This window comes from Streptomyces sp. NPDC059994 (genome assembly GCF_042737755.1).
Taxonomy (GTDB): Bacteria; Actinomycetota; Actinomycetes; order Streptomycetales; family Streptomycetaceae; genus Streptomyces.
The window spans coordinates 83,341-96,214 of record NZ_JBHWUR010000002.1; the positions used below are offsets into that span (position 1 = coordinate 83,341).

A 12,874-nucleotide genomic window follows, 5' to 3' on the forward strand; every position below is an offset into this window, starting at 1 on the left:
ACGCGCAGTCGCCCGCCGACTGTCTGGCGATCCAGCGGTACCAGGAGAGCCGGCCCCCTCCACCGGCGCGTCAGCAGCCGCTGGTGTGGATGCGGCAGGCGGTGATCAGCGCGGCGGCGTGCTCCTCGCCGCCCAGGCTCTCGGTACGGAGGTCCTCGGGCAGGACCTGGAGGGCGTCGATGTCGTGCTCCATCATGGTGGGCTCCTTCGTTCGGGAGGGTGGGCCGGGCCCGGGCGGGTCCGGCTGCCGGTGGCCGGGCGGCCACCGGACGTTCAGGGGTGGGTGCGTGCACCCTCGGGCAGCCACGCGCGGGGGCCGCCGAACCGTATGCGCAGCAGCAGCGAGAGGCTTCCGCCCAGGCCGGTGGCGTACTCGGCGAGCACCGTCCTGCGGTTCTCGTCGGGCACCAGCAGACGGCCGTCGTGCAGGACCGCCTGCGCCGCCAGGTGCTCGACGAGCGACTCCGCTCCGGCGAGGTGGTACGCGTCGCCCGTCAGCTCGGCCGCGTCGAGCAGGAATTCGGCGTTGCCCGCGAGCCCGTGGCAGGTCGAGGTCGAGTCGGTCACCCTGCCTGCCCGTACGGCGAGGGCCGCGCCCTCCACCAGCTCGCGCAGGGCGTCGTCGTGCGCGCCGGTGGCCGACCAGAGCCGGACCAGGAAGGTGCCCACTCCGGACGAGCCGCTGCACCAGTGCCGGGCGAGCTCCGGGGAGTCGGAGAGGTGGCGGGCGCGGTCGACCGGCCACAGCGCCCCCGCGGGCCCCCGGCGGGCGGCGGCGGCCAGCGTGGCACCCGCCTCGACGGCCGCGTCGAGGAAGCGCTCCTCCCCCGTGGCGTCGGCCGCGAGGAGGAGGAAGGTACCGACGCCGGCCACGCCGTGCGCGAAGCCGTAGTGCCAGGCTCCCGCGAGGGCGGACGCGAAGTCCTCCGGCACCGGCCAGAAGATCCCCTCCGGGGTGCGCCGGGCCGCCGCGAGCAGGCCTTCGGCGGCCCGCGTGGCACGGTCGAGGAAGCGCGGGTCCCCGGTGGTGCGCCAGAAGTGCAGCTGGGCCAGACCGGATCCGGCCGCGCCGTGACAGACGTCGGGGTTGGGCCACTCGACCGGGAGCGCCAGGGCGAGGGCGGCGGCGCGAGCGGCGAGCGCGGTGTCGTCCAGCGCCCGGGCGGCGTCCAGCAGGGCCCACGCCGTGCCCGAGCGGCCGAAGTGCAGGCCGGGCAGGTCCCCGGGCAGGGCGTCCTGCCGGTCCGCGGTCCAGTACGCGGCGGACCGCAGCCCTTCGCGCAGCGCGTCCCGCGTGACGCGCGTCGTAGGCCCAACAGGGTTTGGCTGTATGGCCGTTGGTCCAGTGGCGTCGCCGTCCCAGTGCCGCAACGCCCGGGCCAGTACGCTCACGCCGCCCGCCGAACCGTGCTGCACGGCCACCGGGTCGCACGTCTCGCCGAACGCCTCCGAGGTCCAGAGCCGCTCGGTGTCGTGCGGACGCATGGTGGCGAGGAGGTGGGCGACACCGTCGTGCAGCAGTCGCGCGCGGGTGCGCGCGGCATCGGCCGGCTCCGCGTCGGTCGGCGTACGGGCGGTGGGCGGCAGCACCGAGGCCGCGGGCGCCGCCTGCGCCGCGGCGGCGTCCGCACGCGCGACCGGCACCGCGGCGCCGTCCGCGTCCCCCGCCGCGGCGCCGGTGACGAACTGCCGTGCCCGCTCCAGTGTCCAGCGGTGGGCCGGATCGTCCCGCATCAACCCCCGTATCAGCGGCGAGAAGCGGCGTACCAGCGGGTTCTCGCGGGCCAGCAGACCCACGAGCCCTGCCAGGCGCTCCTCCTCCGGCCGGACCCCGGTGCCCGGCCGGTCCGGCGCGAAAAGCGGGTCGGCGCCGCTCAGCGCGTGCAGAACCGTCGCCCCCAGCGCGTACAGGTCGACGCTCGGGGCCGACGCGGGCGCCACCTGGTCCAGGGCGCGCAGTTCGGGGGCGGTGTAGCCGGGGGTGGCGCCCAGCACCCAGCGCTCGCCCTCCCTCGCCGCCATCTCCAGGTCGATCAGCAGGAGTCGGCCGTCCGGCGTGACCATCACGTTGTTGGGGTTGAAGTCGTGGAGGGTGACGTCCAGTTCATGGGCGGCGCCCACCAGTTCGACGAGCTGCCGGACCAGGGAGTCGGCCGTACGGTCGTCCGGGCAGCCGGTCCCGTTCTGGATCAGGCGCTCGGCGACGGTGCGCCGCAGGGTCGCGCCCGGTACCGACTCGGTTGCCAGGAACTCGCTGCCCTGCTGCTCGAACACCTCGACCAGGCGCGGGACCCGGTCCGGGCGGACCCTCCCGAGGCGGTCGAGCAGCGCCGCCTCCCGGCGCAGCAGGTCACGGACGTCCAGCCCCTCAAGCCCCGCCCCCACGTGGGGGCGCGCCTGCTTGACGACCACCTGGGTGTTGGTCCTGGTGTCCTCGGCCCGGAACACCCCGCCCTTGTTGGAGTGCTGGATCGCGCCGCGTACGAGATAGCGGTCGTTCAGCAGGACCGGCTTGGCCGTGGCCTTACTGCGGGCCGGGGCCGCCGGGCGGTCGGGGAACGGGTCGCCCGCCCAGGCCGGCGGGCTGAACCAGGCGTTCCGCTCGTCGGCGACGGGGCGCCCCTCGGGGTCGGTCAGCCGCGTGGCGAAGCAGCCGTCGGCGGTCAGGCCCGGGGTGGCGGCGAACACGCCGTACCGGTAGTAGACCTGGCTGCCGGGCAGATAGCGGCGGTCGGAGAGGACCGCCGGACCGGGCAGCCCGACGGTGGCGAGGTGCAGTTCCTCGGCGAGCAGCCGGAAGTGGTCGTCGTCGGCCGGATACACGGTGATGAACTTGCCGCCCCCACCGCGCTCGTAGCGCCCGGAGACGAGGGCCGCGACCCGGGCGGGGCTGCCCGCGAACTTGAAGGCGGCCCGGTGGGCGACGAGCACCTCGGCGGACCGCGCCAGGGTCAGCGGCGCGGAGAGCGGGGTGGCCGAGACATGGAGCTTCCAGCCCTGGGTGCGGCGGGCGGCCCCGGCGGGGACGGCATGGCACCAGAAGTCGCCCGGCTCCACGGCCCAGTCCGCTGCCCCGTCGTGCCCGGACACCTTCGCCGTCGCTCCGCCTCGGAGCGCCGGTTCCGTCCCCGACCGGGCGATGACCGCGCGTACCAGATCGGGCAACAGCGCGAGGTCCGCCGGACGTTCGGCGCGTGCCCGCCGGGGCCCGGGGAGGGCCTGGGGCGGGGCGGGCGGCGGTGCCGCGGGCAGGGTGGACACGCTGTTCGGCCTCACAGTTCGCAGATGAAGGGGTGGGGTCTAGTGCTCGGGCCGCACGTAGTCGTCGCCCCAGCTCGTGTCGAGGATGTCCGCGGCGACCGTCGCGGTCGCACCACCGTGCACTCCGGCCGCCGTCCCCGGCCCGCCGCCGTTCACCGCGGTGACGCACGCGCCCCCGACCATCAGGACGGTGAGGACGAGAAGACAGCGGACTGCTCTGGGCATGGCACGGCTCCAGGGTCGGGAGATCATGAACTCACGGACACACGGGGTCCCAAATGTCGGCCTGGCGGGGTTTGCCCGGCCCGACGCCCAAAGTTCATCCCGGCAGGCCCCGTTGGTCCAGCGCTTTGACCTGGCAATAGCCTGCATGGCAAGGAAGTAGTACGGCCGCATTGCGGGGGAAAGTCATGACTATCGGGGCAAACTTGGACGGGCTGCCGCAGCTGGACGCGAGAGCCGTCGCCGTCTTCGAGTACGTGCTGTCACGGGGCAGCCTCAAGCAGTGGCCGCCCGACGCGCCCCCGGCACTCGGACTGACCCAGGAGGAGGTCGAGGGGGCCTGCCGGACCCTGCTGCTGCTCCGGCTGCTGCGCCCCGCTCCGGGCAGGCCCGAGGAGCTCATACCGGTCAGTCCCGACGCCGCCGCGGCGGAAGTGGTGGGTCCACTGGAGGCGCGGCTCGCACAGGACGCGGCGCACGCCCAGTCCGTACGCGACGATCTGCACTCCCTCATGCCGCACTACCGCGCCGCCCGGCGCCGGCGCAGCCACCGGGAGGGCATCGACCTGCTGCCCGACCTGGCGGCCGCCTCGGCGATGCTCACCGAGGCGGCGGCGGGCTGCCGGGAGGAGGTGTTCAGCATCCAGCCGGGCGGCGGCCGCGCGCCCCACCGCCTCGGGGACGCCATCGACCGCGATCTGGCGATGCTCCGCCGCGGCATCCGGATGCGCACGCTCTACCAGCACTCGGCGCGCGCCAGCCTGTCCACCCAGGGATACGTGGAGACGCTCGCCGAGGCCGGTGCCGAGTACCGCACCGCCGCCGAACTGCCCGACCGGGCCGTGGTGTTCGACCGGGCCGTGGCCTTTCTGCCCCGGCGGGCGGACGGCGGGTCGGGCGAGGGCGCGGTGCTCGTCCGGGATCCCGACGTGGTCGCCTACCTCTGCCGGGTGTTCGAGCAGCACTGGTCCGGCGCGACCCCGTTCCTGGGCACCAGTGAGGCCGCGTACAAGGAGGTCGGCCACAGTCTGCGACGGGCGCTGGTGGGGCTGCTCGCCGAGGGCGCCAAGGACGAGGTGATCGCCCGGCGCATGGGCATGTCGCTGCGCACCTGCCGCCGCCACATCGCGGAGCTGCTGGAGGAGCTGGGTGCCGAAAGCCGCTTCCAGGGCGGTGTGCTCGCCGAACGCGCCGGACTCACCGCGTCCGAGGACCCGGTGGCCCGGGATCCGGGCGAGACCCTGCGTGGGTGAGCGGGTGCCCGGTGTCACCCCGGCCCACCTGCGACATCGTTCTGCCCATGGGGCAGGATGGCAGCCCGTTCGGCGTGTACGCGGACCCCGAACGAGGCTTCACGCAAGACGAACTGACAGGTGACAAGATGGCGACACTTCACATACGGCGGCCGGTGGCGGCCCACGGCGTTTCCCCGGCCCGGCGCGGAGTCTCCCCGGCCCCACGCAGCGTTTCTCCGGCCCGATGCGGCTCGGAGGGTGTCCGTTGACCCGGGGCCTCGTCGTGCACGACTGGGTGGTCGCCGCCATCGCGGTGGCCGCGGGGCTCGTCGCCGCGGTGCTTCTGCGCGCCCTGCTGCGGTGGCTGGGCAAGCACGCCCTCAGGACGCGGTGGAGCGGGGACGACATCATCGTCGACGCGCTGCGCACCGTCGCCCCCTGGGCCGCGGTCATCGCGGGCACCGCGGCGGCGGCCTCGGCGCTGCCGCTCACCACGCGGATGGCGGCGATCGTCAACCACTCGCTGACCGCACTGCTCATCCTGATCACCACGCTCTCCACGGCCCGTGTCATCGCGGGTCTGGTGCAGTCCGTGGCGCAGTCGCGGACGGGGGTGGCCGGGTCGGCCACCATCTTCGTCAACATCACCCGGGTCGTGGTGGTCGCGATGGGCGCGCTGGTCGCCCTCGACACCCTCGGCATCTCCATCGCCCCGCTGCTCACCGCCCTCGGCGTGGGCGGACTCGCGGTCGCGCTGGCGCTCCAGGACACCCTCGCCAACCTCTTCGCGGGTGTGCACATCCTCGCCTCCAAGACGGTGCAGCCCGGTGACTACATGCGGCTCAGCAGTGGCGAGGAGGGGTACGTCGTCGACATCAACTGGCGTAACACCGTGGTGCGCAACCTCTCGAACAACCTGGTCATCATCCCCAACGCCCGTCTCGCGCGGACGAACATGACCAACTACAGCCGCCCGGAACAGGAGTTGTCGATCCTCGTCCAGGTGGGTGTCGGCTACGACAGCGACCTGGAGCACGTCGAGCGGGTGACCCTCGAAGTCATCGACAGCGTGATGATCGACATCACCGGCGCACTCCCCCACCACGAGGCGGCCGTCCGCTTCCACACCTTCGCGGACTCGCGGATCAACTTCACCGTGATCCTGGGCGTGGGCGAGTTCAGCGACCAGTACCGGATCAAGCACGAGTTCATCAAGCGCCTGCACCAGCGCTACCGCGCGGAGGGCATCGCGATCCCGGCCCCCACCCGGACGGTCTCGCTCCAGCACGACGAGCAGACACCTTCGTCCCTGGTGTCCGCCCCGGCACCGGTCCCGCACCCGCGCCAGGCGCCGGCGTAGGCTGCCCCGCCGCAACGTCGCCGCAACCCCGCCCGTGCTTGGCTGGCGGGGCCGGCACGACGCGCAGACCGAAGGGCCGTGATCCTCATGTCCGACAGGAACGCGGGCGATACGGGCACGGGCGACGCGGGCACGGGCCACGCGCGCGTGGAGCTGACGCCCGCGGCCGCCGAGTTGCTGCGGCGGCTGCGGGCGGCTCACGGACCCCTGATGTTCCACCAGTCGGGCGGCTGCTGCGACGGCAGCGCGCCCATGTGCTTCCCGGACGGCGAGTTCCGTACGGGAGGGTCGGACGTCCTGCTCGAAAGCCTCGCCGTCGACGGGGTCGAGGAGCCCGTCCCGTTCTGGATGTCGACGAGTCAGCACGAGGTGTGGCGGCACACCCGGCTGATCGTCGACGTCGTCGAGGGGCGCGGCAGCGGCTTCTCCCTGGAGGCCCCGGAAGGCGTGCGCTTCCTCATCCGCTCCCGCCTCATCTGAGAGGCCGCCTCCGGTTCGGTCCCGGTCGCGCACCACCATGATCCCGTTGAACACCCCCACGTACGCCGTGCCGTCCGGCCGATCGTCACGGGCGCCCAGCCGTTGTCGTACGCGGCGCCGGTCTCCCGTCGGCCGCTTCCAGCGCACCGCGCCCGTAAGGAAGTCGAAGGCGGTCAGGCACCAGGCGTCGATGCCCGCTTCACACACGCTTCGGCCGGCGCTCAGGCGGAGAGCCGCCGTTCGAGCGGGGTGCGGAAGCTCGGCCGGATGCGCGTGTCGCCGAAGAAGGCGGACAGCCGGGCCGCTTCCGCCTCGATGGCGGCGCTCGCCTCGCGGCCCTGGTCCGCGAACACGTGCGTGGCGATCTCGCCGTCCGGGCGCTGGGCCCAGCCGCCGGCGATGCGGCCGTTCCACCACACCGAGGGGCCGATGTTGCCGGTGCCGTCGAAGAGTTCGGCCCTGTGGGCGGTGTCGAGGTACCAGTCGCGGTGGCGCCAGCCCATCGGGGTCGGGTCGAGGCCCGGGAGCAGGGCGGCCCAGGGCTCGGGGGCCGGCGGCGCGGCCAGCTGGCCCGGCAGGGCGTGTCCGGGGCCCTCGTCCAGGTCGACGTCGACGGCGTCGGTCCTGGCCAGCGCCTTGCGGGTGTCGGTGAGGGTCCAGCCCGTCCACCACTTGACGTCCTCGGTGGTGGCGGGGCCGAAGGCGTCCAGGTAGCGGGTGGCGAGCTCGGCCCTGGCCTCGTCGGCCGCGAGTTCGGGGTGCGGCTCCGCGACCGTCCAGCGGAACTGGCTGGACGCCCAGGTGCCCAGCGGGCGGCCGCGCCGGATGCGGCCCTCGGCGGCCAGGACCCCGAGGAAGCGGCTGGTGATGCGGGGCCTCGCCTCGTACGGCTTGCCCGGGGCCTGGACGATCTGCGACTTCAGGTCCGGCACGTCGTCGGCGAGTTGGGCCGCCGTCGCCTCGCCGCGCGCGGCGAGGGCGGCGAGGACCGCTTCCTGGGTGGCGGCGAACCACTTGGCGTCGAGACCGAGTTGTTCCTCGATCACCTTGGCGAGACCCGCGCGCTCACGGACGGCGACGGCCCGGGCGGCCGCCGCGTCGGCCACCGGTGCGAGCGCCCTGGGCAGCACGAACATGGTGCGGCGCATACAGAGCATCCGTACGAGTGAGTGGTCCTCGTACAACGCGCGTTCCAGCTCCCCCACCGACGCGGTCCTGGTCCGCGCGGCGACCGCCAGATACACCGTGGCGGGGTCGGTCGCGTGCAGCGCCACCAGCGCATCCGCCACCTCCTCGGGGGTGGCCGCGCGGGCGGCGGGGGTGAGGAGGTGGCGGGTGCCGAGGCGGGCGCGCCGCGCCTCGGTGGTGATCTTCTGGCGGGCCGGAGTCATGGCCTGAGGCTACCGACCACGCTCGCGGTGGCGTTCAGGCCGTCCTGGATGGTGGGGGCCATGCTCGTGCCGGCGAGGAAGAAGCCCAGCAGCACACAGACCATCGCGTGCGAGGCCTTGAGTCCGCCGCTGCGCAGAAAGATCACCGCCAGCACCATGAGCAACAGCACCACCGAGATCGAAACGGCCATGGCCAACCTCCTCCACCGCGCCGGAATTGCGGCATTCGGCGGCCAGTGTGGCGGAGGAGGCGGGCCGGTCGGGCGTATGGCGTGTCCGCCGTACGGGTGTTGACTGCGGGTGACGGCCCGCGAGGCGAGTGACGCCCGTGACCCCGGGATGCGCCGGGACTACTCTCCGTGCCCGCGGAGGAAGGTCTCCAGGCCCGCGAGGTCGTCGGTGTTGATGTAGTCGACGTCGGCGGCGAGCAGTTCGCGCCACAGGGCGTCCCGCTCGGGCCCGGCGAGGTCGGGGGTCGCCCAGAACCGTACCCGCTGCCGGTCCGCATGGGCCTGCCCGACGATCGCGCGCAGCTTCTGGCGCTCGGCGGCCGGGAACGGTCCGGCGCCCAACCAGCTGAAGCTTTGCGTCCAGTTGCTGCTGATCAGGGGGATGAGGGCGGCGGTGGCGGCGGTGCCGAGGTCCTCCAGGCGTCCGTCGTAGAACGCGTGGCGCACCTTCTGCGCCTCCATGGGCACCCGGGCGGCGCGGTCGCCGGAGATGACGGGCGTGACGGCGCCGGTCGACACGCGGCCGTGCGCGTAGCTGCTGAGCATCCGCCGGTACGGGCGCAGTCGCCGGTCGAGTTCCAGGTAGGCGGCGGCGCCTTCGGTCTTGATGTCGACCAGGAGCTGCACGGGGCGGTGGTGACCCCGGTACACGGAGCCGTGGTTGGCACGGACGCGGGCCATCAGCGGGTCGAGGTAGAGCGTTTCGAGCGTGCGGGCCGGGTCGAGCCGGGTCGGGTCGTGGGCCACCAGCAGCTGCCCGTCGACCAGGAAGACATCGGCCTCGACGCTGGTGAACCCGTGTGCGAGGGCGTCGAAGAGGGGGTGCGGATGCTCGAAGTCGTTGTGCGCGTGGGTCCGGCGCAGCGGTCTTGGCCCGGCGGGGTGAGCGCGCTCGGCCGCGGCGGCGGGCGCGATGGCGGCGGAGGCGGCGGCCGCGGCGAGGGCGGCGACGGCGCTGCGGCGGGTCAGTCGAGCCATGGGGTGCTCCCGGGGCGGTGGGACGGGCGGACGCGACCGAGTATGCGGGCGCACCGGCCCCGACGGGCAGGCTCCTTCGCAGAGTTGGCCGGTACTTCGCCGCCCGGCCACCCGGTGGCCGGACGGCGACGCCGCACGCGGGGAACAACCGTCGCAGGGACGTTACTGCGAAACAGTCACCGCGAAAGCTCGCCCCACTCCGCCGCCCGGTCGCACCACCGGGACAGCAGTGTCCGGTCGTGGCCCACCGCGAGGAGGGACGCGGTCGTCTGCGTGCGGTAGCGCTCGACCGCCGCCACCAGGGCCGCCGTCGTCGACGCGTCCAGCATCGCCGTCATCTCGTCGCAGACCAGCAGCCGGGGCCGCAGGACCAGGGCGCGGGCCAGGCAGGCGCGCTGGAGCTGGCCGTCGCTGACCTCGTGGGGGCGGCGGTTCAGCAGGTCCCCGCCGAGGCCGACCAGGTCCGCGAGTTCGTCGACGCGCTCGCGGACCTCGATCTGGCGGCCGGTCGCCCGCAGCGGCTCGGCGACGAGGTCGCGCAGCCGCAGCCGGGGGTCGGCGGCGAGCCGGGGCGACTGGAAGACGACGCCGACGGTGGTGCGCAGCGCGCGCGGGGCCCGGTGGCGCCACTCGGTGACGAGGGCGCCGTCGAGGGTGACCGTGCCGTCGTCCGGCCGGTGCAGCAGCGCCGCGACCCGGGCCAGGGTGGACTTGCCGCAGCCGCTGGGGCCGAGCAGGCCGACCGCCTCGCCGGGGGCGACGGTGAGGCTCACCTCCCGGACCACCGGCGTGCCGCGCTCGTACCCGGCGGTGATGTTCTTCAGATCAAGCACGGCCGGGCTCCTCCAGGTGGTGACAGGCGACCCGGCCGTCGAACGGCGGCAGGGTGCCGCACTGGCCGGTGGCCCGTTCGCAGCGGGGCGCGAACGCGCAGCCGTGCGGCAGATCGCCCAGCTCGGGCGGCATCCCGGGGATGGGCGTGAACGCCCGCTCCGGGAGCGCGTCGAGCAGGCCTTGAGCATACGGGTGACGGGGTCCGGTCCCGCCGAAATACGAGGTTGCGTCGGCGAGTTCGACGACGCGCCCCGCGTACATCACGGCGACCCGGTCGGCGATCCGCTCGGCGGCCGCCAGATCGTGGGTGATCATCAGCAGCGCCCGGCCGTCGTCGGCGGTGCGGCGCAACTCGTCGGCCGTACGGTCGACCAGGTCGCGGTCGAGCCCGGTGGTCGGCTCGTCGGCGAGCAGCAGCGGCGCGTCCCCGATGAGAGCGAGCGCGGTCGCGGCGCGCTGGGCGAGGCCGCCGGACAGTTCGTGCGGATAGCGGTCGAGGTGCCCGAGCGGGAAGGCGGCCCGTGCGGCGGCCGCCTCGGTCGCCGCGCGCAGCTCGCGCCTCGGAGTGCGGGTGAGCTCGCGCAGGGTCTCCGCGAGCTGCGCCCGTACGGTCCGCACCGGTGTGAGGTGGGCGGCCGGGCTCTGCGGTACGAGACCGATGCGGCGCCCCCGTACCGTACGGGCGAGTGTGCGCTCGTCGGCGGCGAGCAGGTCGACGGGTTCTCCGCCACCGTGCAGCACCGCGCTGCCCGCCGTCTGCGCGTTCCCCGGTAGCAGGCCGAGCAGCGCCGAGGCGAGGACGGACTTGCCGCAGCCGCTCTCGCCGACCAGGGCCAGGCACTCCCCCGCCGCCAGGTCGAAGGAGACGTCGGTGACGGCGCAGCACGCTGGAGTCGCCGAGGTCGCCGGTGAGGGCGGCGGTCAGCCAGTCCCACCAGCGGGTGACCAGCGGCTGGTCGACGCCGAGGTTGGCGCGCAGCTGGTCGAGGTTCTCCTGCGAGGCGCTGAGCCCTGCGGTGCCCGCGTAGGCCTTGACCGGGTCGAAGGGCGAGGCGGCGGCCACGGCGAAGACGCCGAAGGTCACCACGAGCAGGACGGGGGCGGCGAACAGGGTCCGCCGCCCCGCCATCCGCGCCATCGGCCCCCAGGGGAGGCGGCGGCTCACTTCTTCGGCGTCCAGGTCTCGACGTTCCACCACGGGCCGGCGGCGAGGCCGTGGTCGTGGGGCTCGGTCTGGGTGGAGAGCCCGTCCCAGCGGTCGTTGACGACGTAGAGGTGGTCGATGTGGGTGAGGAAGGTGTAGCCGGGGTTCTTCACCAGCTCGCGCTGGATGGTGTCGTACGCGGCCTTGCGCACGGCGGTGTCCCCGCTCCTGCGGCCGTCGTCGAGCGCCTTGTCGACGGCCGGATCGGCGTACCACGCCATGTTGTTGAAGCCGTCGCCCGCGAGGGAGGACTTGAGCAGCGTGTACTGGTCGAAGTCGGGGTCGCCGGGCGAGCCGCCGCCCGCGAGGACCGCCTCGTCCTTCATCTTCGGCTCGATGACCTCCCAGGTGCCGGACTGGGTGGTGATGTCGATGCCCGCCTTCTTGGCGTCGGAGGCGTAGGCGAGGGCGTGGTCCTGGCGGAGCTTGTCGCCGGAGAGGTACCAGAGCGGGAAGGCGGCGCGGACGCCGTTCTTCTCGCGGATGCCGTCGGCGCCGGGCTTCCAGCCCGCCTCGTCGAGGATCTTCTGCGCCGCGGCCGGGTCGTGGGGCCGCTCGGTGCCCTTGGCGAACCAGGGGCTGCCGGTGGGCACCGGCCCGTAGGCGGGCTTGCCGGCGCCGTCGAGGATCTTGTCGGCCATCGCCTTGCGGTCCACGGCGAGGTCGAGGGCGCGGCGTACGGCGGTGTCGCCGGTGACCTTGTTGCCGGTGGGCAGGGTGACGTTGCGGTAGTCGTAGGTCTTCGCCGTATGGGTCTTCTTGTGCTTGTCCTTCTCGAAGCCCTGGGCGAGGTTGGGCGGCAGGATCGCGCCGTCGAGGTCGCCGGAGCGCAGCCGGGTGGCGCGCACGTCGTCGTCCTTGATGATCGCCATGGTGAACTTCTTCACCTTGGGCGCGCCGCCCCAGTACGACGGGTTGGCCTCGAACGCGATCTTCTCGCTCCTGGACCACTTGAGGAGCTTGTACGGCCCGGTGCCGACCGGCGCGGTGGCGAAGTCGCCGGTGTTGACGTCCTGCTTGCCCGCGATGTGCTCGGGCACGATCGGCAGCACGGTGCGCCGCGCGAACGGCGCGTAGGGGTACTTGAGCGTGAAGACCACCGTGCCGTCGCGGTCGGCGCGGACTTCCTTGATGGCGTCGAGCTCGCCCTTGGAGGGGTTGTTGGTCTTCGGGTCGAGGATCGTCGAGTAGGTGAAGACGACGTCCTTGGCGGTGAACGGCTGCCCGTCGCTGAACTGCACGCCCTCGCGGAGCTTGTACGTGTAGGTCAGCCGGTCGGCACTCACCTCGGGCAGGGCGACGGCGAGCGCGGGCTTGAGCGCCATCTGCGCGTCGAAGGTCAGCAGTCCGTCGAAGAGCTTGGAGTTGCCGTCCTTGCCGTAGCCGAGGAGCGGGCTGAGCGTCTCGGGCTCGTACGCGATACCGACGACGGCTGTTTCCCGGGCGGCCGTGGCACCCTTGCCGCCGCTCTCCCCGCCCGGGGTCGAGCAGGCGGCCGCGGTGAGGGCCAGTGCTCCGGCCAGCGCCGCGGCGCCCGCTCCTCGCATCGCCCCGTGGATCGAACGGGCGACCATGCCCCACACCCCTTATTGAAGATCAACTGTTATTGCGAACTGGTCGCAACAGCTCGCCATTTAAACAGCCTTCAAAGGGGCGGTCAAAAACGGGACACTCGGCGC

11 protein-coding genes and 2 pseudogenes are annotated in these 12,874 nt (G+C 73.5%); 3 read left to right on the forward strand and 10 right to left on the reverse strand.

The window, feature by feature from the left end:
- Positions 1–70: 70 nt before the first annotated feature.
- The 3 genes from ACFWA7_RS01915 to ACFWA7_RS01925 form a co-directional block, all read right to left on the reverse strand.
- On the reverse strand, positions 71–196 hold the full coding sequence (locus ACFWA7_RS01915) for an ALQxL family class IV lanthipeptide (RefSeq protein WP_371655971.1): 126 nt from the start codon (positions 194–196) through the stop codon (positions 71–73).
- 77 nt (positions 197–273) lie between these two features.
- Positions 274–3,261, reverse strand: a complete 2,988-nt coding sequence (gene lanL / locus ACFWA7_RS01920) for a class IV lanthionine synthetase LanL (protein ID WP_385820279.1) — start codon at positions 3,259–3,261, stop codon at positions 274–276.
- Between the two features lie 39 nt (positions 3,262–3,300).
- A complete protein-coding gene (locus tag ACFWA7_RS01925) occupies positions 3,301–3,486 on the reverse strand; it encodes a hypothetical protein (protein WP_385534989.1) in 186 nt (61 codons plus the stop codon).
- A 185-nt stretch (positions 3,487–3,671) separates the two neighbouring features.
- Here ACFWA7_RS01925 and ACFWA7_RS01930 point away from each other — a divergent pair, with 185 nt between their 5' ends.
- From ACFWA7_RS01930 to ACFWA7_RS01940, 3 genes are all read left to right on the forward strand, one after another.
- Positions 3,672–4,736, forward strand: a complete 1,065-nt coding sequence (locus ACFWA7_RS01930; protein WP_385534991.1) for a hypothetical protein — start codon at positions 3,672–3,674, stop codon at positions 4,734–4,736.
- 247 nt (positions 4,737–4,983) lie between these two features.
- Positions 4,984–6,078, forward strand: coding sequence for a mechanosensitive ion channel family protein (locus ACFWA7_RS01935; protein ID WP_385534993.1), 1,095 nt, complete (start codon positions 4,984–4,986; stop codon positions 6,076–6,078).
- A gap of 87 nt (positions 6,079–6,165) precedes the next feature.
- Positions 6,166–6,558 (forward strand): DUF779 domain-containing protein, encoded by a 393-nt coding sequence (locus tag ACFWA7_RS01940; RefSeq protein WP_371655966.1) that lies wholly within the window; start codon positions 6,166–6,168, stop codon positions 6,556–6,558.
- 221 nt (positions 6,559–6,779) lie between these two features.
- Here ACFWA7_RS01940 and ACFWA7_RS01945 read toward each other — a convergent pair whose 3' ends face one another.
- The 7 genes and pseudogenes from ACFWA7_RS01945 to ACFWA7_RS01975 all read right to left on the reverse strand — a co-directional run bounded on the left by ACFWA7_RS01945 (position 6,780) and on the right by ACFWA7_RS01975 (position 12,769).
- Positions 6,780–7,949: a winged helix DNA-binding domain-containing protein gene (locus tag ACFWA7_RS01945; RefSeq protein WP_385820281.1), complete on the reverse strand. Its 1,170-nt coding sequence runs from the start codon at positions 7,947–7,949 to the stop codon at positions 6,780–6,782.
- Positions 7,946–8,140 (reverse strand): hypothetical protein, encoded by a 195-nt coding sequence (locus ACFWA7_RS01950; protein ID WP_385534997.1) that lies wholly within the window; start codon positions 8,138–8,140, stop codon positions 7,946–7,948. Before ACFWA7_RS01950 ends, ACFWA7_RS01945 begins: the two co-directional genes overlap by 4 nt.
- A 159-nt stretch (positions 8,141–8,299) precedes the next feature.
- A complete protein-coding gene (locus ACFWA7_RS01955) occupies positions 8,300–9,157 on the reverse strand; it encodes a phosphatidylinositol-specific phospholipase C/glycerophosphodiester phosphodiesterase family protein (protein WP_385820283.1) in 858 nt (285 codons plus the stop codon).
- Positions 9,158–9,333: 176 nt separating this feature from the next.
- Positions 9,334–9,990 (reverse strand): ABC transporter ATP-binding protein, encoded by a 657-nt coding sequence (locus ACFWA7_RS01960; protein ID WP_385820285.1) that lies wholly within the window; start codon positions 9,988–9,990, stop codon positions 9,334–9,336.
- Positions 9,983–10,870 (reverse strand): annotated as a pseudogene (locus tag ACFWA7_RS01965) (ABC transporter ATP-binding protein); the annotation flags it as partial. The gene ACFWA7_RS01960 and the pseudogene ACFWA7_RS01965, both read right to left, overlap by 8 nt.
- Positions 10,866–11,156 (reverse strand): annotated as a pseudogene (locus ACFWA7_RS01970) (ABC transporter permease); the annotation flags it as partial. The pseudogenes ACFWA7_RS01970 and ACFWA7_RS01965, both read right to left, overlap by 5 nt.
- Positions 11,153–12,769 carry an ABC transporter substrate-binding protein gene (locus tag ACFWA7_RS01975; RefSeq protein ID WP_385820287.1) on the reverse strand — a complete coding sequence of 539 codons (1,617 nt, stop codon included), beginning with the start codon at positions 12,767–12,769 and terminating at the stop codon, positions 11,153–11,155. The gene ACFWA7_RS01975 and the pseudogene ACFWA7_RS01970, both read right to left, overlap by 4 nt.
- Positions 12,770–12,874 lie beyond the last annotated feature (105 nt).

Excerpts from the sequence above, each read along its gene's own strand:
- ACFWA7_RS01950 (WP_385534997.1), bottom strand. The coding sequence starts at position 8,140 with ATGGCCGTTTCGATCTCGGTGGTGCTGTTGCTCATGGTGCTGGCGGTG.
- ACFWA7_RS01945 (WP_385820281.1), bottom strand. The coding sequence starts at position 7,949 with ATGACTCCGGCCCGCCAGAAGATCACCACCGAGGCGCGGCGCGCCCGC.
- ACFWA7_RS01940 (WP_371655966.1), top strand. The coding sequence starts at position 6,166 with ATGTCCGACAGGAACGCGGGCGATACGGGCACGGGCGACGCGGGCACG.
- ACFWA7_RS01930 (WP_385534991.1), top strand. The coding sequence starts at position 3,672 with ATGACTATCGGGGCAAACTTGGACGGGCTGCCGCAGCTGGACGCGAGA.
- ACFWA7_RS01975 (WP_385820287.1), bottom strand. The coding sequence starts at position 12,769 with ATGGTCGCCCGTTCGATCCACGGGGCGATGCGAGGAGCGGGCGCCGCG.
- ACFWA7_RS01915 (WP_371655971.1), bottom strand. The coding sequence starts at position 196 with ATGATGGAGCACGACATCGACGCCCTCCAGGTCCTGCCCGAGGACCTC.
- ACFWA7_RS01925 (WP_385534989.1), bottom strand. The coding sequence starts at position 3,486 with ATGCCCAGAGCAGTCCGCTGTCTTCTCGTCCTCACCGTCCTGATGGTC.
- ACFWA7_RS01955 (WP_385820283.1), bottom strand. The coding sequence starts at position 9,157 with ATGGCTCGACTGACCCGCCGCAGCGCCGTCGCCGCCCTCGCCGCGGCC.